At 34.3% G+C, this 23,486-nt stretch carries 21 protein-coding genes; 12 read left to right on the top strand and 9 right to left on the bottom strand.

What is annotated here, in order from left to right; translation table 11 throughout:
- Nucleotides 1–194 precede the first annotated feature (194 nt).
- A complete protein-coding gene (locus BUE10_RS22475; RefSeq protein ID WP_073489228.1) occupies nt 195–1,253 on the bottom strand; it encodes a phosphatidylinositol-specific phospholipase C1-like protein in 1,059 nt (352 codons plus the stop codon).
- 265 nt (nt 1,254–1,518) lie between these two features.
- Between BUE10_RS22475 and BUE10_RS22470 the strand changes: the two genes are divergently transcribed.
- The 5 genes from BUE10_RS22470 to BUE10_RS22450 all read left to right on the top strand — a co-directional run bounded on the left by BUE10_RS22470 (nt 1,519) and on the right by BUE10_RS22450 (nt 9,359).
- Nucleotides 1,519–2,043 carry an RNA polymerase sigma-70 factor gene (locus BUE10_RS22470; RefSeq protein WP_073489226.1) on the top strand — a complete coding sequence of 175 codons (525 nt, stop codon included), beginning with the start codon at nt 1,519–1,521 and terminating at the stop codon, nt 2,041–2,043.
- A gap of 83 nt (nt 2,044–2,126) precedes the next feature.
- A complete protein-coding gene (locus tag BUE10_RS22465) occupies nt 2,127–3,050 on the top strand; it encodes a FecR family protein (RefSeq protein ID WP_073489224.1) in 924 nt (307 codons plus the stop codon).
- Between the two features lie 75 nt (nt 3,051–3,125).
- Nucleotides 3,126–6,407 carry a SusC/RagA family TonB-linked outer membrane protein gene (locus BUE10_RS22460; RefSeq protein WP_073489222.1) on the top strand — a complete coding sequence of 1,094 codons (3,282 nt, stop codon included), beginning with the start codon at nt 3,126–3,128 and terminating at the stop codon, nt 6,405–6,407.
- Nucleotides 6,408–6,410: 3 nt separating this feature from the next.
- The gene (locus BUE10_RS22455; RefSeq protein ID WP_073489220.1) at nt 6,411–8,183 is read left to right on the top strand and encodes a RagB/SusD family nutrient uptake outer membrane protein; all 1,773 of its coding nucleotides are present in this window, start codon (nt 6,411–6,413) and stop codon (nt 8,181–8,183) included.
- 795 nt (nt 8,184–8,978) lie between these two features.
- Nucleotides 8,979–9,359: a SpoIIAA family protein gene (locus BUE10_RS22450; RefSeq protein ID WP_073489218.1), complete on the top strand. Its 381-nt coding sequence runs from the start codon at nt 8,979–8,981 to the stop codon at nt 9,357–9,359.
- A 116-nt stretch (nt 9,360–9,475) separates the two neighbouring features.
- Here BUE10_RS22450 and BUE10_RS22445 read toward each other — a convergent pair whose 3' ends face one another.
- The 3 genes from BUE10_RS22445 to BUE10_RS22435 are packed head-to-tail and all read right to left on the bottom strand — an operon-like array spanning nt 9,476 to nt 10,625.
- Entirely contained in the window at nt 9,476–9,697 is a 222-nt protein-coding gene (locus tag BUE10_RS22445) for a hypothetical protein (RefSeq protein WP_073489216.1), read from the bottom strand.
- Nucleotides 9,698–9,726: 29 nt separating this feature from the next.
- On the bottom strand, nt 9,727–10,128 hold the full coding sequence (locus BUE10_RS22440) for a hypothetical protein (protein WP_073489214.1): 402 nt from the start codon (nt 10,126–10,128) through the stop codon (nt 9,727–9,729).
- Between the two features lie 26 nt (nt 10,129–10,154).
- Entirely contained in the window at nt 10,155–10,625 is a 471-nt protein-coding gene (locus BUE10_RS22435; RefSeq protein WP_073489212.1) for a hypothetical protein, read from the bottom strand.
- 252 nt (nt 10,626–10,877) lie between these two features.
- Between BUE10_RS22435 and BUE10_RS22430 the strand changes: the two genes are divergently transcribed.
- From BUE10_RS22430 to BUE10_RS22420, 3 genes are all read left to right on the top strand, one after another.
- Nucleotides 10,878–11,276 (top strand): hypothetical protein, encoded by a 399-nt coding sequence (locus BUE10_RS22430; RefSeq protein WP_073489210.1) that lies wholly within the window; start codon nt 10,878–10,880, stop codon nt 11,274–11,276.
- A gap of 214 nt (nt 11,277–11,490) precedes the next feature.
- A complete protein-coding gene (locus BUE10_RS22425; RefSeq protein WP_073489208.1) occupies nt 11,491–11,967 on the top strand; it encodes a TlpA family protein disulfide reductase in 477 nt (158 codons plus the stop codon).
- Nucleotides 11,968–11,978: 11 nt separating this feature from the next.
- Nucleotides 11,979–12,593, top strand: a complete 615-nt coding sequence (locus BUE10_RS22420) for a thioredoxin family protein (protein WP_073489206.1) — start codon at nt 11,979–11,981, stop codon at nt 12,591–12,593.
- Between the two features lie 50 nt (nt 12,594–12,643).
- Here the strand turns inward: BUE10_RS22420 and BUE10_RS22415 are convergent, their stop codons facing one another.
- From BUE10_RS22415 to BUE10_RS22395, 5 genes are all read right to left on the bottom strand, one after another.
- On the bottom strand, nt 12,644–13,375 hold the full coding sequence (locus tag BUE10_RS22415; RefSeq protein ID WP_073489204.1) for an AAA family ATPase: 732 nt from the start codon (nt 13,373–13,375) through the stop codon (nt 12,644–12,646).
- A 46-nt stretch (nt 13,376–13,421) separates the two neighbouring features.
- A complete protein-coding gene (locus tag BUE10_RS22410) occupies nt 13,422–14,312 on the bottom strand; it encodes a dienelactone hydrolase family protein (protein WP_073489202.1) in 891 nt (296 codons plus the stop codon).
- Between the two features lie 146 nt (nt 14,313–14,458).
- Nucleotides 14,459–14,752: a DUF3861 family protein gene (locus tag BUE10_RS22405; protein ID WP_073489200.1), complete on the bottom strand. Its 294-nt coding sequence runs from the start codon at nt 14,750–14,752 to the stop codon at nt 14,459–14,461.
- Nucleotides 14,753–14,771: 19 nt separating this feature from the next.
- Complete coding sequence (locus BUE10_RS22400; RefSeq protein ID WP_073489198.1) at nt 14,772–15,503, bottom strand: LytR/AlgR family response regulator transcription factor; 732 nt, start codon at nt 15,501–15,503, stop codon at nt 14,772–14,774.
- On the bottom strand, nt 15,503–16,546 hold the full coding sequence (locus tag BUE10_RS22395; RefSeq protein ID WP_073489196.1) for a sensor histidine kinase: 1,044 nt from the start codon (nt 16,544–16,546) through the stop codon (nt 15,503–15,505). Before BUE10_RS22395 ends, BUE10_RS22400 begins: the two co-directional genes overlap by 1 nt.
- Before the next feature lie 263 nt (nt 16,547–16,809).
- Between BUE10_RS22395 and BUE10_RS22390 the strand changes: the two genes are divergently transcribed.
- From BUE10_RS22390 to BUE10_RS22375, 4 genes are all read left to right on the top strand, one after another.
- Entirely contained in the window at nt 16,810–17,964 is a 1,155-nt protein-coding gene (locus BUE10_RS22390; RefSeq protein WP_073489195.1) for an efflux RND transporter periplasmic adaptor subunit, read from the top strand.
- Between the two features lie 5 nt (nt 17,965–17,969).
- Nucleotides 17,970–21,137 carry an efflux RND transporter permease subunit gene (locus BUE10_RS22385; protein WP_073489193.1) on the top strand — a complete coding sequence of 1,056 codons (3,168 nt, stop codon included), beginning with the start codon at nt 17,970–17,972 and terminating at the stop codon, nt 21,135–21,137.
- An 18-nt stretch (nt 21,138–21,155) separates the two neighbouring features.
- Nucleotides 21,156–22,562, top strand: coding sequence for an efflux transporter outer membrane subunit (locus BUE10_RS22380; protein ID WP_073489191.1), 1,407 nt, complete (start codon nt 21,156–21,158; stop codon nt 22,560–22,562).
- 305 nt (nt 22,563–22,867) lie between these two features.
- Nucleotides 22,868–23,341 carry a hypothetical protein gene (locus tag BUE10_RS22375; RefSeq protein ID WP_073489189.1) on the top strand — a complete coding sequence of 158 codons (474 nt, stop codon included), beginning with the start codon at nt 22,868–22,870 and terminating at the stop codon, nt 23,339–23,341.
- Nucleotides 23,342–23,486 lie beyond the last annotated feature (145 nt).

The raw sequence follows: 23,486 nt of genomic DNA, 5'->3' as shown, positions 1-23,486 counted from the left end.
TTTTAAAACCTGTCGGGTTTGTTGTTATGGGTGTCATTGCGAGGAACGAAGCAATCTCATTTGCTAAGTCAAACTTTCTATTTTATTGGTAGTGAGGTTGCTTCGTTCCTCGCAATGACATACTTTATGTGAAAAAAAAATCAAATTTCAAGTTCCAACAGGAACCTGAAACTTGAAACAAATAAAACTTGAAACTATTTTTTACCATTAACCGGATCAACTCTTACATAAGTCCCATCATCATATTTAATTTGATAAGGAGAATTAAAGAAAGTACTCGGCAGGTAATAATCGGTAGTGATGATTTGTGCTCCTGACGTTTTTGCAGCGTTGAAATGCGTATAATCATTTGCTCTTGCTTCTTTAGTGTCAGCATCGGCTCTCGTTCTTATAATGTAGCCTTTTTTAACTAAATCAGCTATTGAAGCATCTTCTGGATTATTTCTGAAAATCGTTGCTGCTTCTGGTTTTCCAGGCTCAGCATTAATGAAAACCGCACGACCTTTTAATGACGGATGATTTAAAGCATATAAATCTCTTTTTGCTCCGTTATTATCCAAAATAAACAAGAATTTACCTTTTGCTTTTTTCAGCGTTGGCCAGTTGTTGTTTAAAACCGCTTCTTCCAGCGTTTTGTATTTTCCACGAACCATGTCTGGCGTAATCAGTTTATTTCCTAAACCTTTACGAAGTTCTTTGTCTAAAGCATCAAAAAGTTCAGATGTGAATTTCTCTGCTTTTGTTCCCAAATAGCTATCATCGTCTTTTGGCTCTAAAGTAATAAAGACAGGAACGTGATCAGGATTTGCGTCAGACCATTTTTTTAGTTCAGCAAGACAGCGTTGAAGCGTGTAGCAAGAAGTTCTAAAATCGATATCAATCATATGAAAAACTTTAAAACCCGGTTTTTTCATTTCTCCATTTGGATCGTAAGCTTCTTGTGATTTTACAATATCAAGACCTTTTGGATGTACAAATTTTCCACCTTGAGGATCGCCCTGAACATCAATTTCTAATTGGCGTAAACCTTTATTCAACTGATCTGTAAGACTGATGTGTGTGTACTGTAAACCTTTCAGCGAACGTGTAGTATCTTTTGCCTGAATGAAATTGAATAAGTCAGGTTCGATATTATGGCGGTAACTGTTGTGTGAACCGATAACTTGTATCTGGTTGATTTTTAAATTCTCATTTTGCGCTTGACTCAATTGTACTGTCCCGGCAAAAAGCAATGCAAACAAAATTTGTTTCATGATTTTTAGATGAAATTAGGATTAAAAAGTATGGAGACGCAGCAAAAGAGAATTGCATTTTAGAGATTACTAATGTAGCGCCGCAATTTAATTTTTGTGTTAGCTAAACGAAAAGAAATCGCAAATCGATTATCATTTTTGCCCGAAAATCGTAGTATTAATAAAACAAAACAATTCAAAATTTAATTTAAAGATAACTTTCAGGCAAAAACTATTGGTATAACATTTCCTTATTTTACATCACTTAATGTGATTAAAATAACCAATGAAGAATCCTGAAATTTTTGAAAAAACGTATACTGATTACTGGCAGAAACTCAATGCCTTCTCCTATACGATGACTCAGGATAAAGACTTGGCGCAGAATATTGTTCAGGATGTTTTTATTGATTTATGGGAACGAAAAGACGATTTGAACATTAATGCAATCGAACCTTATTTATTCAGAGCGGTAAAAAATCAGATCTTTAAACATTATCAAAATAATCGTTTCGATAAGACGATTATGGAAGATAAATTTGAAGATTACATTATTGACAACTTTCAGTCAATTGATCCCGAAGTAATGGATTTACTTTATTCCTTATTAGACCAGCTTCCGGAGAAAAGAAAAGAGGTTTTATTAATGTATAAATTTCAGGATATGTCAATTGATCAAATTGCAGAAGAACTTGGGATTTCAAAACAAACGGTGAAAAACCAAATTTCATCGGCTTTAAAACAATTACGCGAAGGCTTGAAAGATCTGGCCTGGATAGCTCCAATTATCTTTTTTAAGCAAAATTTTTAAGATAACTTTCTGTTAATGGTTTCATAATATTTCCGGATAGTACGATTTTAAACTTTCGGTACTTATAGGTAACAATAAGTATTATGATAAAAAGAATTAAACATAGTTTAGAATATCTTATAGATAAAAGTTCTCGAAATAAAACTTCAGAGGCAGAAGAAAATCTGCTGAATAATTTTGCTTTAAGCGAATACCAAAATTCAAATTGGGATGAATCTTCAATGGGAAATTCTGTTGAAGTTTCTAAAAATATATACGACGGAATTCAACTTCGAATGGTGAAGAAGAAAACATTCAATCCGTACCTAAAATATATGGCGGCTGCCAGTATTCTTTTTCTTGCTGGTTTAGGTTTTTTCTTTAAGCCTGATTTTGCAAAAGAAAAACAATTATCATTTAAAACGTCATCGAATCCCAAATCTATCAAATTAAGTGACGGCTCGAAAATTTATCTGGCAGCAAACTCATCATTTCAGTATCCTGAAAAATTCGAAGGCGACGAAAGAAAAGTCGTTTTGTTAAAAGGAAATGCTTTTTTTGAAGTTGCTAAAGACAAAAAACATCCTTTTATAATTACTTCTGGCGAAGTTCAGACTAAGGTTGTCGGAACTTCATTTCACATTCAGTTATCAAAATCAAAATGTGAAGTCATTGTTGTAACCGGAAAAGTAAATGTTACTTCAAAAGGGCAGAGCGTTGATTTAGTTCCAAATGAAGAAGCATTGTTTGAATCGCAAAAACTGACGAAACAACTGGCTGATAAATCATTTTTGGTCAATTGGTACAATACCGATGTGACGCTGAACGAGACTACACTTAAACACGTTATCACCATTTTACAATATAAATACGGGGTTTCATTTCAATATAATAATGAACAAGTATTAGCAGCGCCGTTAACGGTATTCATTAAGAAAGACGCAACATTAGAGAATGTTTTAGAACAAATAAATTATATCACAAACCTAAAATTCAAAGTTTATGACGAAATAGTAAAAGTGGATTAAAAACAAAAAAAAGCAGTTGCTGAGAACAACTGCCATTAATAATTAAGTATCGTAAAAAAACCAATAACTTAAATCATGTATTTTAAACCTTCTTATTTAAATCTAAAGAGTTGTATCTTTTTAGTACTAGCGTTACTAACCATTCAGAGTGGTTTTAGTAAAACTAACTTAAAAAAATCAAAAGTAGAAAATAAAATAGAAAAAGCTACACTTGTTTCTATTTTTTCAAAATTAAGCCAAAAAACTGACTATAAGTTCAGTTACGGACAAGCTGTAATCGCTGATAATACATCGTATACTGTAAATTATAATGAAGAATCGGTTACATCAATTTTGAGTGATCTTTCAAAAAAAGCTAATTTCAATTATAACATCAATGGAAAATTAGTTTTAATTCAGAAAACAGCTGTCACTAAAGTTTCTAAACCAGTAGATGCTGAGAAAATCAAAGTAAAAGGAAAAATTGTTGACGAGAACGGAGTACCAATGCCAGGCGTGACAATTTTAGAAGCTACGACTAAAAATGCAGCAGTTAGTAATTTTGACGGAGAATTTGAAATTTCTGTTGAAGAAGGAAAAACGCTGGAAGTTGCTTATTTAGGATATAAAACTAAAACAGTTACTGCTCAAAAAGGTTTCATGACTATTCAATTAGAGCCAAACACATCAGAATTAAGCGAGGTTTTAGTTGTAGGTTACGGAAAACAATCTAAAAAAGATGTTACCGGAGCGGTTACACAATTAGAAGCAGCTAATTTCAAACAAGGAGTTAACGTTTCTGTAGATAATTTAATTCAAGGTAAAGTTGCGGGTGTACGTGTGGTAAACACAAGTGGTGAGCCTGGAGCAGGAGTAAATGTTACCATTCGTGGAGTTGGATCTATTAGAAGTGGTAGTACACCTTTATTTGTTGTTGACGGAATGCCATTGACAAATGATGATGTGAGCCCTTCTGGAAGTAATGTTGGATTTGGTACTTCATCTGCAAAAAATCCATTAAACTTTTTAAATACAAGTGATATCGAATCGATTACAGTTCTTAAAGATGCTTCGGCTGCAGCAATTTATGGTGCAAGAGGATCTAACGGAGTTGTATTGGTTACAACTAAAAAAGGTTCAAAAGGAGAAGGAACATTGACTGTTGACTCTTATATGGGAGTTTCGACTGTAGCTAACAAATTAGACGTTTTAAGTGCAAGTCAATATAGAGGTGCTATTAAAGATAAAGCATTTGACCATGGTGGAAATACAGACTGGCAAGATGTAATTTATAGAAGTGCTGTTACTACAAACAATGCGTTGTCTTTTGCAAAACAAACAGAAACAGGAAATTATTATGCATCTGTTGCACAAATGGATCAGGAAGGGGTTATTCGTAACAGTAATTTCAAACGTCTTTCGGGTAGAATCAATGCTGCTGAATCATTTTTAGACAACAAACGTTTAAAAGTAAAAATGAACCTTACTGCAAGTGAAACTAAAGATGATGGTGTACCTACAAGTGATGATGGTGGTTCAAATGGACAGTTAATCGTTCATACTTTAATGGCAAATCCAACAAGATCAGTTTTTGATGAAAACGGGAACTACACAAACTTTAACATGAACGCACATTATAATCCTGCTTATTTATTGAGTATTTATGAGGATCAAACGCGTACGTTGAGAGTTTTAGGAAATTTTGAAGCGTCTTTAAGAATTATTGACGGATTAGAATATAAATTAAATGTTGGTATAGATCGTTCTACAGCAGAAAGAAACACTACTATTTATCCAAACGTGACAGATTTGAATCCAAAAGGAAAATATGTTCAAAATAATTTAGATTCTAAAAATTCTTTAGTTGAGCATTATTTGACTTATAATGTTTCATTAGACAAACATAAAATTGAAGCTTTAGGTGGTTTCTCATATCAAAAATTTGAAAAATCAGGAACAAGTTTCAGTATTGACGGAATTGCTGCTCAAGGAGTTGGTATAAAACCATCAATTAACCCTGGATTTGCCGGAATTCAATCTGGAACTACAGGTTATGCTCAGGAAAATGAGTTACAATCGTATTTTGGCAGATTAAATTATTCATTTAATGACAAATACCTTTTTACAGCTTCGATGAGAGCTGACGGTTCGACTCGCTTTGGTGACAACAATAAATATGGTTACTTCCCATCATTTGCTTTAGGATGGAATATTTCTAAAGAAAGTTTCTTAGAAGATGCAACTGCTATAAATAACTTAAAGCTTAGAGCGAGCTGGGGACAAACAGGAAACCAGGAAGTTCAAAACAAACTTACTAAAGCAAGTTATTCATTATCTGGTCCAGACGGATATTATTTATATGATGATTTGAATTTGGTTAACGGAGTTTCTGTAACAAGAACAGCAAATCCTGATTTGAAATGGGAAGTTGTTACACAATACAATTTAGGTTTAGATTTTAGTTTATGGAATGATAAATTGTACGGAACTCTTGATTATTTCAACAAAACAACTACAGACGCAATCTTAAACGTTCCTTCAAGTCCTTTGAAACCAACAACAACTGTGTGGACAAATATTGACGGAAAAATCGTTAACAAAGGTTTTGAAATTATGTTAGGTTCAAAAATCGTTGATACTAAAGATTTTAGCTGGAATGTTGATGCAAACGGAGCAACATTAAACAATAAAATTGAGGACTTGCCGGTTTCAGAAATCTTAACAGGAACTATTTCTGGTCCTGGACAATCTGGGGTAAATGCAAACATTTACAAAAGTGGTTATGCAGCAGGTTCATTTTATTTGTTACAACATGTTGGTTTTGATGATAAAGGCGGAAACATCTTTAAAGATCAAAACGGAGACGGTAAAATCGATAACAGCGACAGAATTATTATTGAAGGAGCTTTACCAACTTTTTACTACGGATTTAATAGTGATATGAGATACAAAAACTTTAGTTTTTCATTCTCAATCATTGGGCAGACAGGAGGTTACTTGTTGAATAATACAGGATTAAACGCATTAAATATTAACAACCTTGCTTCTGACAGAAACGTTGCGACAGGTTATTATGAGTCTGGTGCAAATCCAACAAACTCACCAATTTTATCTACACTTTTCTTAGAAAAGTCTGATTTTATTAGATTGAATGCAGCTCGTATTGGTTACAACTTTGATTTAAAAGGTCTAAACTGGATCAACGGATTAACACTTTATGTAACAGGAAATAACCTGATCACAATTACAAACTATACAGGATATGATCCGTTAATCAACAGTCCAAAATCAAGCGGAGGAAATCAATCTATAGGTATTGATTACGCTGCTTACCCAACTTCGAGAACATTCAGTTTTGGAGCAACTTTAAAACTATAAATTATGAAAACAAAGACATTTTTTAGCATAAAAATTATAACGATATTCTCTTTTATTTTTCTATTAAACAGCTGTACAGATCTTAATGAAGCTGTATTAGATGAAAAATTAGGAACTGATGCTACAGACCCTGCAGGTTCGCTTGCTGCAGCATATGACAGACTTGGAGACGGAACTTTTACAGATCATGGAGCTGTTTTTGCAATGCAGGAATATACTACAGATGAAGCTATTTTACCAACTCGAGGAAGTGACTGGGGAGATGGTGGAAAATGGAGAGACATGCATGAATTTACATGGAGTTCAAGTAATGCTATTATAGTAGGTAACTGGGATTTATTGACAAACGGAATTACACGTTCTTTAACTGCAATTAAATCATCTGAAGAAAATACTTTTCCTGAAAAGAAATTATTTTTAGCAGAAGCAAAAGCTCTTTTAGCGTATTATACCTATACTACATTAGATCTTTACGGACAAGCTCCATTTAGAGATCCGTTGAATGTAGATGCACCGATACAAATCTTAAAAGCAGATACTCAAATTGACCAATTAATCAAAGATGTTGAAGCTATATTACCTGATTTGGCTGATATTGGAACTCAAAGAACACACCACGGAAGATTTACAAAACAAGCTGGTTATGCTTTTTTAGCAACAATGTATTTAAATCGTGCGACATTCAAAGATCGTTACAATGCTTCATCAAACTTCAATTTTAATGAGCCGGCAGTATCAGGTACAGGAACAGATATGGACCGTGTTATTTATTACACTTCATTATTGATTGATTCAGGGAAATTTAGTTTAGAAAGTGACTTTTTCAAAAACTTTGCAAGAGATAACGATAATGGTAAAGAGCTTATTTTCGCGATTTCTCAAAAGATAGATTATATCCGTAACGGTTCAAATAGTTTTGCTTATGTATGTATGGAGCGTAACCAGAGAACATCTGCTCTAAACAGAGGAACAAATGCAGCATGTACAACTCCTGAATTTTACGCTAGCTGGGACGGAAACCATGATGATCCAAGATTTGAGCAGCATTATCAATATGCTGATGGTACATGGTTTATGAATGATGGTACAGATGTAAGTGTTCCTGCAACAGATATTGTTCCTAAAAGTAGTCCCGCTACTCCGTGGTTCCATTTTAACAGAGGTATTCAGGCCGGGCCTCAATATGGTCCTGTATTATTGACTTCTGCAGCTTTTCAAATGGTAGGCAATCGTATTAAAGTTTCTCCATTAGTTATGGAAAAAAGTACTACTACAAGAATGGATTTTACACCATCATTAACGTTTGCAGATCCTACAAAATCTGTTTTTGCTCAAAACGAAATCAATCAAGGAGCTCGTGTATTTAAATATGAGTTTGACCCGGAAGGAGGAAACGGAAACAGTAATGTTGATATCCCTTTATTCCGTTTAGGTGGAATGTATGCTATGAGAGCTGAGGCATATTTTAGAAAAGGAGCTGCAGGTTTAGCAACAGATGATTTAAATAAATTGCGTACCAGCAGAAAAAGAGAATCATTATATGCAAATGCTCCTGGAAAATTGCTTACTGCTACTGTAGATGCAGCACAATTATATAAAGAATTAGGTTTCGAATTATACTGGGAATTACAAAGAAGACCAGAAAGCATCCGTTTTGGAAAATTTGATTTAGCCGGAACTGCAAAAGCTGCAACTCAGCCATTCAGAAGATATTTTCCAATTCCACAAACGGTTATCGACCAAAAACTGTTTAAACAAAACCAAGGATACAATTAAGAGTTTGTGTTAGTTTATTTTTTATTTTTTTTTGAAAAAAGCCTGTCTTCGAAAGAAGCAGGTTTTTTCTTTTGAGGGGACAAAGGTTTTTTCTTTTGAGGGACAAAGGTTCAGAGATGCAAAGGGACAAAGTTTTTTCTGTAGAGACGCACAGCAGTGCGTCTCACGTCCAATATTCCGTTACAATATTCCATTCCAACAAAACACGGTATTGCCTCACGTGATGTTAGACGCACAGCAGTGCGTCTCTACGGAGAATCTTTGTCGATTTAATTTATCATCGTTTGGTACTGTAGAGACGCACAGCAGTGCGTCTCACGCCCAATATTCCGTTACAATATTCCATTCCAACAAAACACGGTATTGCCTCACGTAATGTTAGACGCACAGCAGTGCGTTTCTACGGAAAATCTTTGTCGATTTAATTTATCATCGTTTGGTACTGTAGAGACGCACAGCAGTGCGTCTCACGTCCAATATTCCGTTGCAATAATCTATTTCAACAAAACATGTGCTGCCTCACGTAATGTTAGACGCACAGCAGTGCGTCTCTACGGAAAATCTTTGTCGATTTAATTTGTCAACCTCCAATATCCCGTTCCAATAAAAAACCTTTGTCCCTTTGCATCTCTGAACCTTTGCACCTTTAAAAAGAAACTGAAAAAAATATAATAAACAATTAAGAAAAATGTAAGATTTAACCGCTTGGAAATGAGTAAATTTGAGTAGCATTTGATAGTATATATCAAAATGATAAAACAACTATTTAAATAACTCAAAAAAGTGTAAAAAATCATGATACATCAAATTGACACTACCGATAACATTGTTGCTTTTAGAGCATTGGCAGAAGTAACAAAAGAAGATTTTTTAATAACTGTGGTTCCAGCAGTAGAACATTTGGTAAAACAAACTAACGAAATCAATTTTTTATTGGTACTTGATACTGATATTGAAAATTTTACGGCCGGTGCGTGGCTTCAGGATGCACTTGTGGGATTAAAACATTTAGGAAAATGGAATAGGGCAGCCATCGTAACAGATTCTGAAGATATTATCTCTTTTACGAATGGATTTAGTTATGTAGTTCCCGGAGAATTCCACGGATTTAAAAAAGAAGCTTTCAATAAAGCCTTAAATTGGGTTGAAGGAAATATTAATTTGCCGGCAAATTAATTGTCAATTATAAATACTCAGCAAATAAATTTATAAAACATGACATTAATAGAAAATGCCCGTTAGGTATAAAACCTTAACGGGCATTTTCGCAATTAGCAAACGTTTTTCTTTTATTACTTTGCTATTTTTTTATAAACAGCGGCAGATAATAATGGAAGTGCAAGACTTCCAACAATTGCGGCAGCTTTATTATGTCCGGTTTTCTTTAAAACAGCTCCAATCAAAATAGAACCAATTCCGGCAGCAGCCAGTTGTTTTACAGAAAGATTGTTATTGTTATTTTTGATAGGTTTTATTCCGTGCAATAATGGGTCAATGAATTGTAATTTTTCCATGATTTTTATTTATTTAATTAAACGTATTTTTATTTGTTGCTATTCTTTTCGTTATCAGTTTCAGTCTCAATTTTTTCAATTTCCACTTTTTCTTTTTTTATAGCTTGTCGAAGAAGTGCAAAAAGGCTCATATAGATGTTTGCCATAAACACCAGCGAAAATCCCGCCAAAATATAACCGCGCCAGTCGTTTAACAAAAGTTTATAATCTGTAAAAAATAAAAAGCCAATTGTGACGTAATGACTAAAGCAATATTCGCAGGTAAAAAGATAAAAGAACTTTCGTGTCAGTAAAAACCTGTCATTTTTAGAATGTCTGACACACCATTCGTGAAGCTCTCTAAAAATTTCTTCGTGCGTTACAGTCCAGCTGATACAGGCTATTGGAACGGCCAGTACAAAAAGCCAGATAATTTGAGTTGCTATAACCATAAACTGATAATGCTTTAACTAGTTTTTTACTCCCTTGGATGATTTTCAGGATAATGTTCAGCGTCAAAATCATCTAATTCTTCGTCTTTGTCTAAATCATCTTCATAATCAAATTCCGGGTCGTAATTGTCATCAAAATCATTTTCATCATCATCATTTGTAACAGCATCATCTTCATTAATAATTCTTTCCTGATTCGGAATATTTTCAGAATTTACATTCGGTTTTTTTTCGAAATCCTGTTCGTGATGTTTCAAATCTTCAATAAATTCTTCCTGATATTGATACGGATCTTCATCTCTAGCATAATTGTCATTATCAATCAGCATGTTTTGTTCTATAACATCAGGATCGCTTTCGCCAAATTCCCAATTGTTCTCTTTCATTAAATCCTGTTTGTATTGATCTTCATTAGAATACGTCCCATCTACAAGCGTATTTTGATCTATAAAATCGGGATCAGTATAACCGTAGTCATAATTGTTTTGCTTTTCCATGGCTTTACTTTTTAAAAGTTGTGTTTTACAAAATTACCTTAGAAATCAGACGGAATCCTTACAAGAAATTTGATTATAGTTGCATAATTAACAGCTGCTTACAATCTAATGATATAAAAAATATTTTTTACAGCTTTTTTATTTCATTAAATTTGACCTATTGTAACATATTAAATTTTTTGCAGGAAATGTAATGCTATAAACAATCCTAAATTTACTTAGGATTACTACACAATTAAAGAATAAAAGAATATGAAAAAGCTATTTTTAATTTTACTGTTTTTAATGCAAATTCCTACAGTTTTTGCACAAAATCAGGTTGATGAACCTTCATCAAAAAAAATTATCGGAACTTGGTATAATGATGCGAACCGAAATGCAAAATGGATATTTGGTTCAGATGGAAAACTTTATAATTACGATAAAGATGTTTTCAAAGTTATGTTTCGCTATACTATTTCACATAGCTGTCAAAATAATTCAGATGATAATACTGAATTTATAACTTTAATGGATAAAGACGGAAATGAATTTTGTTTTAAAATAAATGGCATAAACGAGAATAAAAATGGAATTTTATCTTTACTCAAAATGGATACTATGCAGCCACTTTTGTTTGTTAATAATGTAAATATTAAAAGCGGAATGTAATACTAAACGTTCCTAAGGAACGATATAAAAAAAAATATTTTTTCGACCAATGAAATGTTCCATAGGAACATTTTTTTGTTTCTAAGAAATAAAACTTTGCGTCCTTGCGCCTTTGTGGCAAATTTTTTTCTGCATTAAATTTTCATTAACAAAAAGTAAGATTTCATTAGTTTATATTTGTAAGGCACAAATTAATCCTAAAGCGTTGTACCTCATGAAAATCAAGTCTTTTTTGTATATATTTCTATTTGGTATTTTTTCAATTTCAGCTTACAGTCAGAATGTGAAGCTGTTAAATATCAATCAGCTTAATGAAAGGATTAAAAACGGAAAAGACAGCACTTATGTAGTGAATTTTTGGGCAACCTGGTGCGCACCCTGTATTAAAGAACTGCCGCATTTCGAAAAACTTGGCGCAGAACACAAATCAGAGAAATTGGCCGTTTTATTAGTAAGCCTTGATTTTAAATCAAAATTAAGTTCGAATGTCGTTCCGTTTGTAAAAAGAAAAAATCTTAAAAATGAAGTATTTCTTTTAAATGAAAGCAGCCCGCAGGAATTTATTGACCGAATCGATCCAAGCTGGTCAGGAAGTATTCCTGCAACACTTTTTATCAAAGATGAGAAACGAAAATTTGTAGAAAGTGAATTTACCTATGAACAATTATTAACTGAATATAAAAAACTGTAAACCCGTAAACCATGAAAAAAATAATTCTATTATTCGCATTGGCTCTTTCTGCCTTTTTAGCGCAGGCACAAACTGGAACAACTCTCAAAGCTGGTGATAATGCACCGGATTTTAAGTTAAAAAATGTAGACAATAAAGAAGTTTCTTTTGGAAGTTTTCCAAATGCAAAAGGTTATATCGTTGTTTTTACTTGTAATACCTGTCCATACGCTGTAGGTTATGAGCAAAGAATTATCGATTTAGATAAAAAATTCAAATCACAGGGATATCCGGTAATTGCCATTAATCCAAACGATCCAGAAGCTTCTACAGCAGATACTTTCAATAAAATGCAGGATTTGGCAAAAGAGAAAAAATATCCTTTCCCATATTTATTTGATGCAGGACAAAAAATTACTGACGAATATGGAGCAAAACGTACACCTCATATTTTTATCGTTTCTAAAACTGCAAAAGGAAACGTAGTAGAATATGTTGGAGCAATTGATAACGATCCGGAAGGAACAAAAACGGAAAAAGTAAAATATGCCGAAGATGTAATTGCATCTTTAAAAAGCGGTCAAAAACCAGCTGTAACTCAGACTAAAGAAATTGGCTGTACAGTAAAAAGAAAAGCAAAAGCTTAATTACGAGAATTTAATTTGTTTAAAAACGCCTCAGAATATGAGGCGTTTTTTTATGCAATTGTTTCGCTGATTTTCTGTTCCTTTAGTTCCAGTTCAGCAATAATTTGTCTTTTCATTATCGTCTGAATATAATCTTTTGCTTCGGCATAAGAAATATCATATTTGCGTGGAATATCCTGTAAATGAACCGGAAAACCAGCCAGTAATTTATCGTAATAAATATCCAGTTCTTTTTCGTTAGGCATTTCAAACTTTAGTTTAATTTGAAATCTTCGCAGCAAAGCGGTATCAATACTGTTGTAAAAATTCGTAGCACAAATCAATAAACTATCCGTTGGCAAATAATCAATTAACTGGATTATGGTATTTACCAAACGTCGCATTTCGGCAACATCTTTATCGTCGCTTTCACGGCTTTTTCCAATTTGGTCAAATTCGTCCAGAAACAAAACTGCTTTTTCGCGAATTGCTTTGTCGAAAATAGCTTTTACATTTTTAGAAGTTTCACCAATTTTAGCATTAATTAAAGTACTCAGATTAATAATAACAATACTTTTATTTAATGCCGTTGCAATGGCTTTTGCAGTTGTTGTTTTCCCACAGCCGGAATGTCCATGAAGCAGGATTTTATTATCGACTTTTAGCTTGTACTTTTTTAGTTCCTCAATGTATTTATGCTCTTTTATAGTTTGAAGCAAAGCAGATTTATTTTCTTCGCTGAAAAGCAGATCATCCAACGCAATTTTTTCAGTATCGTTTACAACAAGTTCGTACAGATTCATTTGAGATTTTATTTGGTGCAAAATTAGGTTTTATTCTGCAATATTCTCATTTCAGTTTTGTTTTAAAAAAATCGATAGTTCTTGTCCACGACAGCGTTGCCGCTGCTTCATCGTATCTTGGCGTTGTATTATTATGAAAACCGTGATTTACATTTGGATAAAAATAAGCGGTATTTTCGACTTTATTTTTGTTTAAAACTTCCTGAAATGCAGGCCATCCTTCGTTAACGCGTGTATCTAAACCTGCGTATTGCAATAGGAGCGGTGTCTTTATTTTTTCGGCTTCTTCTTTTGTTGGCTGTCCGCCGTAATACGGAACCGCAGCTTTTAAATCGGGAATTTTTACCGCCATCATATTCGAAATCCATCCGCCAAAACAAAACCCAACTACGCCTATATAACCGTTACAATCTGGGTGAGATTTAAGATATTTGTAAGCGGCAATAAAATCTTCGAGCATTTCTTCTTTGGTACGTTTCTTTTGCAATTCACGCCCTTCATCGTCATTTCCGGGATAACCACCTAATGGCGACAAAGCGTCGGGTGCAAGAGTAATGAAACCTTCAATGGCAGCTCTTCTTCCCACATCTTCAATATACGGATTAAGTCCGCGATTTTCGTGAACTACAATTATACCGGGTAATTTCTTTTTGGCTTCAACAGGCTGCGATAAAAGTCCTTTTATAGAACCGCCTCCTTTTGGAGAATCGTAGTTGATATAACCTGTTTTTAATCTTGGATCTGTCGGCGGCACTAAAATACTGTCGACATAATTGGGCGTCATAAAACTTAAAAGTGACGGAAGTGTAAGCGAACCAACAGCAAATATGGAAAGTTTTTCTACAAATTGTCTTCGGTTAATTTTATTATGCGCGTAGTCATCATACAAATCAAATACTTCCTGACTGATATCTTCTTTGGTTATTTTGTTATCCATGATCTTGATTTTTTGGGATAACTAAATTAGGGAATAAAAAGTAAATAAGTGAATAATGGGTAGTAATTAGTGACTAGTAAATAGTGAATAGTTTTATCAAGAGAGACTGAAAACTGTCACTGAAAACTGTGACTGTAAACTTGCGCTTAAAGACTTTTTAACTTATTCATGAAAATTGGAAAAACTTCGTTTAATTCATCAAATAAAGGATTATTTCGGTGTTTGAGTTTTATTTCGCTGAACAATTTTAATCCAAGTGCAAATTGTGTGGCTTCATGCGGGTTTTCGAATATATTTTTGTCTTTTATCTTTTGTATAATTCCAAATATTTCGTCGTGATTGTCGAATTCTATTCCCAGTTCTTTTGCCGGATGCGTGTCGCCGTTGGCATATTCTTTTAAGCTTAGGGTTAGATAATATTTGTTAGATCTTTTTTGCATGATATTTTTATTTTCAATGTTATTTCAGCCATTTATCGACAATAGTTTTAAACGTTTCTTTGTATTGTTCGCCCACAGTAATTTCAGTTTTTCCAATGAAAATTGAATTCTTGGTAATGGCGTTTATTTTGTCAAGAGAAACGATAAACGAACGATGAACGCGCATAAATTTTGCCGATGGTAATTTTTCTTCTAAAGCTTTTAAGGATATCAGCGAAAGCACTCCTTTTTGAGAATCGTCAAGATGTACTTTTACATAATCTTTTAAACTTTCGATATATAAAATTTCTTTAAGCGGAATTCGAACCCATTGGTATTCTACTTTTAAGAAAATAAATTCATCATCTGCCGCAACGGTCTGGAAGTTATTTGAAGCCTCTTCTGTTATTTGTAATACCTTATTGGCAGCACGCAGAAATTCCTCATAACTAAAAGGTTTTAAAAGATAATCGACTGCATTTACTTTATAACCTTCAATAGCATAATGATTGTAAGCCGTTGTAAAAACAATTTTAGGAACTAAACCCGGCTGTTCCTGTAAAAGTCTCGCCAGTTCCATTCCTGTTAAATTAGGCATATTGATATCTAAAAAAACAAGATCGGGCTGTTTTTCCCGTATTAAACTCATAGCTTCAACTGCATTATCGCAGCTTGCTGTTAATTGTAAAAAAGGAGTTTGTTCGATAAAAGTTTCGACAAGTTTTAATGCGAGAGGTTCATCATCGACTGCTATACATTTTAATACTGTCATTACTCTAAGTTTATTTGCAGTTTTACATCGTACATTCCGTTTTTACCAATGCCGGCTGTCAGCGTATGTTTATTTGGGTAAATTAAATGAAGTCTGCGTTTTGTATTCGTTAAACCAATTCCGCCTTCATCAGTAGTTGATGTTTTTTCGAAATACGTGTTTTTTACCTCAAATTCAAGATTGCTGCCGTCTTGTCTCAGCGAAATATAAATTTCACTTTTATCCGTTGCATGAATGCCGTGTTTAAAAGCATTTTCTACTAAAGGTAGTAATAACATCGGAACAATTGGGTAATCGTGTATCTTTTCTGGAATATCGGTTGTAATCGTTAATTTTTTGTTTGCACGAAGTTTCATTAACGCGATAAAATCTTTCATGAATTCAGCTTCTTTCAGCAATGTCGTTCTTTCTTCTGTGCTGTACAGCAAGTAACGCATCATTCGGCTTAAAGTATGAAGCGCATTTCGGGAATCTTCAATATTAGTATAAGTAAGCGAATAAATACTGTTTAGGGAATTAAAGAAAAAATGCGGATTAATCTGCGCTTTCAGCATGGCCAGTTCGGCCATCGTTTTATCCTGTTCCAGTTTTTGTTTGTGCTGTGCGGCTTTCTGCCAATGCTGTAACATTGCCCAGCTCGTGCTGATTCCTAAAACCAATAAAGTGAGCATTAAAACATAATTGTCAAAATATGGATTTCGGTATTTTTTAAATCCTAAAACTAAACTGATTTTATTATGAAGATCCGTTTGTGAAGTATAAAAATAAGCGATTACCTGCATGACAAAAACCGTAAGAAAAGCCCAGATCAAAAAAGGAGAAGTATTGTCTTTTATAATCGTTTTTGGAACTATGATTTTGGCATTAGAATAAAAAATAATGATTAGTAAAACCAATACAATCATCTGCCAAAGCCAAAAGACCCCCGGCAGAATTACATTCCAGGTTAAAGGCATGTAAAACAACATGATGAATCCCAGTAATAACCAGCTCAAAATATGAAGTCCGGTAAAATAATAAGATCTGTATACTTTTGATGCCATTTTGAATTTTATCTTTTGGCAATATTACTGTTTATTTGAATGCAATTTTGAACCAATCGCTAAAAACAGAATTACAGTCCTTAAAAAGCATTTTTGAGCCGATGAGTTTAGGAATTAAACGCTTGTTTAACTTTTAAAAAATCCCATCGTGTGTCAGGCTATCTTTATCGATTGTCATTTGCTCTCCGTCTATTTCAAATTTTTTGCGTGTTATATTTTATTTCATTTGCTGTCATATAATCGATAATTAGATATTATTTCAAATGAATAAGCAATCATTTTTAAGCATTCTCGCAGCATCAGTTATTATCGCATCTTGCGGTAAAAATGATAAATCGGCTCAGGCCGGAGGCGCACCGCAGGTTAAAGAGTATAAAACGCTGACTTTACAGCCGGAATCTGCTACATTAAACAGCGATTATCCAGCTAGTATTCAAGGACAGCAGAATATAGAAATCCGACCTAGGGTTGAAGGATACATCGATAAGATTTTTGTTGATGAAGGAGCAGTTGTAAAAGCCGGGCAGCCATTATTTAAAATAAGCGCACCAGAATATGAGCAGCAAGTTCGTACCGCATCTGCCAGTATTAAAAGTGCTCAAGCTGATTTAAGTTCAGCAAAATTAGCTGTAAACAAAGTAAGGCCATTGGTTGAAAAAGGAATTATAAGTAAATACGATTTAGAGTCGGCACAATATACTTATGAATCTGCTGTAGCTTCTTTAGCTCAGGCAAATGCCGCTTTAGTAAATGCTAAAACCAATTTAGGATATACAACTGTAACAAGTCCGGTTGACGGCGTTGTAGGTTCGATTCCGTTTCGTTTAGGAAGTTTGGTAAGTTCTAATACAACAGAACCTTTAACTACAGTTTCAAGCATTGGTAATGTATATGCTTATTTTGCTTTAAATGAAAAAGCACTTTTAAATTTTACTAAAGATTCTGGAGCTTCATTAAATCAAAAAATTAAAAGTCTTCCGGCAGTTTCTTTATTGCTTTCAGATGGTTCTACATACGATCAAAAAGGAAAAATAGAAACCGTAAACGGATTAATTAATACTGAAACCGGAACGGTAAATATAAGAGCTCGTTTTCCAAATCCGAGTGGAGTTATCAGAAGTGGAAGCAGTACAACAGTTAGAATTCCAAATGACGTTAAAGACGTAATTATTGTTCCTCAAAGCGCAACATTTGAGCTTCAGGATAAAATATTTGCAGTGGTTTTAGGAAAAGACGGTAAAACTAAAAATGCCAATATCACGGTACTTGAAAACACAACTAATAATTATTATGTAGTAACAAGCGGTTTAAAAGCAGGTGACGAAATTGTATTAGAAGGAGTTGCTGCTTTAAAAGAAGGAAGCGAGATTAAAGCTCAAAATCAAAAAGCAGAAACAGTATACGCCGATTTAAAATAAAAGAAATGTTTAAAAAATTTATACAAAGACCTGTACTCTCGACAGTAATATCTGTTATTATTGTCATTTTAGGTGTTTTGGGCCTAATTGAGTTACCTATTTCTCAGTATCCGGATATTGCGCCGCCTACGGTAAACGTATCGGCAAGTTATACGGGTGCCAATGCAGATGTGGTATTAAAAAGTATTGTAATTCCGCTTGAAGAGCAAATTAATGGTGTAGAGAACATGACGTACATGACTTCTACAGCAACAAATGATGGAAATGCATCGATCAAAATTTTCTTTAAAGTAGGAACAAACCCTGATTTAGCAGCGGTAAACGTTCAAAACAGGGTTTCAAGAGCAACAAGTTTACTGCCAGTAGAGGTAACTCAGGCGGGGGTTACAGTAACTAAAAGCCAGAGTAGTAACTTATTGATTTTCTCTTTATACAGTGAAGATAAAGCTTACGATCAGACATTTCTTCAAAATTATGCGAAGATCAACCTTGTACCGCAAATTCAGCGTGTAGTTGGGGTAGGAGATGTAACTGTTTTTGGTGCCAAAGATTATTCGATGAGAATCTGGCTGAAACCAGACGTAATGCAGCAATACAAACTGATTCCGAGTGATATTTCGGCTGCTTTGGCAGAACAAAATATCGAAGCCGCACCGGGTAAATTTGGTGAAAACGGAAATCAGGCTTTTCAATATGTAATTAAATATAAAGGACGTTTAACAAGTGCTCAGGAATTTGAGGATATTGTTATAAAATCAGTTGGAAATGGACAAATGCTCCGCCTTAAAGATGTGGCTAAAGTTGAGTTAGGATCTTTAAGTTATGCTTCAACTATTAAAACAAACGGTGTAGAATCGGCAGCGATGGCGATCAGCCAGACTCCTGGATCGAATGCGCGTGACGTAATCAACAACTCTAAAAAGCTGATTGACGAAGCTGCAAAGAGTTTTCCAAAAGGAGTAAAATATACGATTCTGGTTGACGTTAACGAAAACTTAGATGCTTCTATTGAAAAAGTAATTCATACTTTGATCGAAGCTTTTATACTGGTTTTCATTGTAGTATTTATTTTCCTTCAGGATTTTAGATCCACTTTAATTCCGGCAATTGCGGTTCCGGTTGCGATTGTGGGAACATTTTTCTTCCTGAGTTTATTTGGGTTTACGATCAACTTATTGACGCTTTTTGCAATGGTACTTGCCATTGGTATTGTGGTCGATGATGCGATTGTGGTCGTCGAGGCGGTGCATGCCAAACTCGATCACGGCTATAAATCGTCTAAAAAAGCTACGATTGATGCCATGAGCGAAATTTCGGGAGCGATCATTTCGATTACTTTGGTAATGGCGGCGGTATTTATTCCGGTAACTTTTATAAATGGATCAACAGGGGTTTTCTACAAACAATTTGGTATCACGCTGGCTGTTGCGATTATTCTTTCGGCAGTAAATGCCTTGACTTTGAGCCCGGCTTTGTGTGCTTTGCTTTTAAAACCGCACGTTGACGATCATAAACATAAAAGTTATCTGCAAAGATTTTATACGTCGTTTAACGTTGCATTTGAGAATGTAACTGAAAGATATAAACGTTCAGTAAGTTTCCTTTCGGTGAAAAAATGGATTGTATTAGCTGCTATTTTAATTGCCGGAGCGGGGTTATTTTATATGATGAAAACTACGCCATCTGCTTTCGTTCCTGCGGAAGATCAGGGAACTGTTTTTGCCAATATTAGTTTACCGCCATCGGCTTCAATGGAGCGCTCTGATGTAATTGCGAAGAAAGTAGACAGTATTGCGAAAACCATTCCGGGAGTAAAAAATACGCTTCGTATCGTGGGGCAAAACTTTACAGCCGGAGCGGGAAGTGCCTACAGTATGGTTATTGTGAAATTGTATCCTTGGGATCAAAGAGAGTTAAGTGTAAATGATGTTATCGGGCAGCTTTTTGCTAAAACAGGCGGCATTCGCGAAGCTAATATTTTCTTTATTTCACCGCCAACGATTCAGGGTTTTGGACAAAGTGGTGGATTTGAATTTCAGCTTCAGGATAAAGGCGGACACACGACTGCTGAATTCTTTAAAGTGAATACAGAGTTCCTGGAAAAATTATCAAAACGTCCGGAAATACAATATGCCACAACGCCGTTTAATCCTGGTTTCCCTCAATATATGATGGATATTAATTTGGCAAAAGCCAAAGATGCTGGAGTTTCGATAAATTCGATTTTATCAACCATGCAGGGATATTATGGCGGATTGTATGCTTCGAACTTTAATAAATTCGGAAAACAATATCGTGTTATGATTCAGGCTTCTCCGGAATTCCGAACCAATACAGAAGGACTGAACAAAATCTTTATTAGAAACAGTGCCGGAAACATGGCACCAATTACAGAGTTTGTAAAAATGACCAGAGTTTTTGGACCGGAATCTATTTCGAGATTTAACCTTTTCTCTTCTATTGCTATTACCGGAGCACCAAATCCTGGATTTAGTTCTGGAGATGCAATTAAAGCGATTCAGGAAGTGGCAGCAGAAAATCTTCCGGCAGGTTATGGATATGAATTCTCAGGATTAACTCGTGAGGAATTAGCATCTGGAAGTGAAACGATTTTCATCTTCATTTTATGTTTGGTTTTCGTTTATTTCTTATTGAGTGCACAATACGAAAGTTATATTTTACCATTTGCGGTATTATTCTCGATTCCGTTTGGATTAGCCGGAGCGTATTTGTTCTCGATTATTTTTAAACTGAACAGTAATATTTACCTGCAGATTTCCCTAATCATGTTGATTGGACTTCTTGCCAAGAACGGTATTTTGATTGTCGAATTTGCTTTAGACAGAAGACGAAAAGGTCTGCCAATTGTTCAAGCCGCAATTGAAGGAGCTGTGGCGCGTTTACGACCAATTTTGATGACTTCTTTTGCCTTCATTTTAGGATTAGTTCCATTGATGTTTGCGACCGGAGCAGGAGCTGTGGGGAACAAATCGATTGGTACAGGAGCAGTTGGAGGTATGTTAATAGGAACCATTTTAGGAGTATTTGTTATTCCGGTTTTATTTATCATTTTCCAGACTTTACAAGAAAGAGTGAGCGGCCCTGCAAAAGATGGTTATGATGATGAAGACGATGACGAGGAAATTCAGTTAATAGAAGCTCACAAAGAGTAAAATTAAATTAAAACAGAGATGATTAATAGTTCAAATAAATATATTCTTATGGTAATTGCAGCCGCGCTTTTGAGTGCGTGCTCAATTACCAAAAAGTACGAACGGCCAACAACTCTCTCGACAGATAAACTGTATCGTGATGAGGCTTCTGCCGATACGACTACGATTGCAGATATGCCGTGGCAGAGCGTTTTTAAAGATGAAAAACTGAATGCATTAATTCAAAAAGGATTAGACAATAACCTTAATTTGAAAAATGCAATTGAGAATATCATACAGGCACAAGCTTCACTTCGTCAAAGTAAATTAGCATATTATCCAACTTTACAATTGGATGCCAATGCAACTCATACGAAACAATCTGAAGCAGGACTTAACTTTCCGGCGGGAATCAACATTAATACGTTAACTACAACTTATAAATTAGGTTTAAGTACGTCTTGGGAAGCTGATATCTGGGGAAAATTAAGCAGTTCTAAAAGAGCAGCTTTAGCGACTTATTTAGCAACAGATGCAGCGAAACAAGCCGTTCAGACGCAATTGATTTCAGATATTGCGAGTAATTATTTTGCGCTGCTGGCTTATGATAAATCGTTAAAAATTACTCAGGAAACATTAGAAAGCCGTATTAAAAATGTGGCGACCATAAAAGATTTAAAAGAAGGCGCAATTGTTACCGGAGCAGCAGTTGTGCAGAGTGAAGCCAACCAGCATGCGGCAGAAGTTTTGATCCCGGATTTGAAGCAAAGTATCCGTGAAACCGAAAACGCTTTGAATATCTTATTAGGACAAGCTCCCGGGCCAATTGACAGAGGCGAATTAGGAACGCAGATTATTCCGGAAAATATCGCAATTGGAGTGCCTTCACAATTATTACAAAACCGTCCCGATGTTCGTCAGGCTGAGTTTAATTTCAGAGTTGCTTTCGAGTCTACAAATCTAGCTAAAACCTATTTCTATCCAAGTTTAACGCTTACAGCAAGCGGCGGATTTTCGAATTTAGAATTAAAAGATTTCTTTAGTAATTCTATTTTTTATTCGATTATTGGAGGATTGACACAGCCAATTTTTAATCAAGGGAAGAATAAATTGAGATTAACAACAGCGCAGTCTCAGCAATTACAGGCATATAATAACTTTCAGCAAAGTCTTTTAACAGCAGGTCAGGAAGTTTCGAATGCTTTGTATTCGTATCAAATGGCTGTTGAAAAAGAAGATTCAAGACAAAAACAAATTGAGGCTTTAGTAAAAGCAGTCGATTTTACGCAGCAGCTTTTAGAATATAGCTCTGCAACCAATTATACAGATGTATTAACTTCTGAACAAAACCTTTTAGCAGCGCAATTGAGCGGAATCAATGATAATTTACAAAAATTACAAGCCGTTGTCAACTTATACAGAGCTTTAGGAGGAGGTTGGAAATAAAATTGTTTCAATTAAATATTTACGTTCGTCGTTAAAATATGGACCTTGGTCTAAATAATGATTTAGTATAAAAAAAAGTATATATTTTTGAATGGTTAAAAATATTAGTATCCGCCGATAAAGTTAAATTAAAACATGACTTAAAACGCCTCAGTAATGAGGCGTTTTTTAGTTAAATGCATGTCATTTAAAAAATACCTTTCGTCGATTAGTTTAGTAATTTTATCTATTAAATGCGGTAAATGTAAAAATTGGCACTACTTTAGATTAATATCTACTAAAATTAATATTTAAAACTCAAAATCATGAAAAAATTAGTATTCGCCTCAGTATTATTTATGAGTGTATTTTTTGCTCAGGCGCAAGTATCAGTTAATGTAAATATTGGAACAGCTCCAAGCTGGGGACCAGTAGGATATGATGACAGCAGATATTATTATATACCGGACATCGATGTATATTATGATATAAACCTAAGTATGTTTATTTACGACAACAACGGAAAATGGATTCGTGAAAAAAGACTTCCTTCAAGATACAGATATTATGATTTGTATTCTGGCTATAAAGTAGTTTTAACTGATTATAGAGGAAACTCTCCGTATACTTATCATAAAAAACACAGAGCTGATTATCCTAAAGGTTATCATGGAAAACCTCAAAAAAACAGAGGAGAAAAACCGGGAAAAAATAAAGAATATAAAGGGGAGCAGAAACATGACAATAAAAACAAAAACAACTCCAAAAAACAATCCGGAAAAGGCCATGATCACCATTAATTAAAATTAAACATGACTAAAAAACGCCTCAGAATGAGGCGTTTTTTAGTAAATCTAAAATCTAAAATCTAAAATCTAAAATCTAAAATCTAAAATCTAAAATCTAAAATCTAAAATCTAAAATCTAAAATCTAAAATCTAAAAT

Origin of the sequence: Flavobacterium sp. CF108, from assembly GCF_900129795.1 — a bacterium.
GTDB lineage: Bacteria > Bacteroidota > Bacteroidia > Flavobacteriales > Flavobacteriaceae > Flavobacterium.
This window is presented reverse-complemented; position numbering and strand designations above follow the sequence as displayed.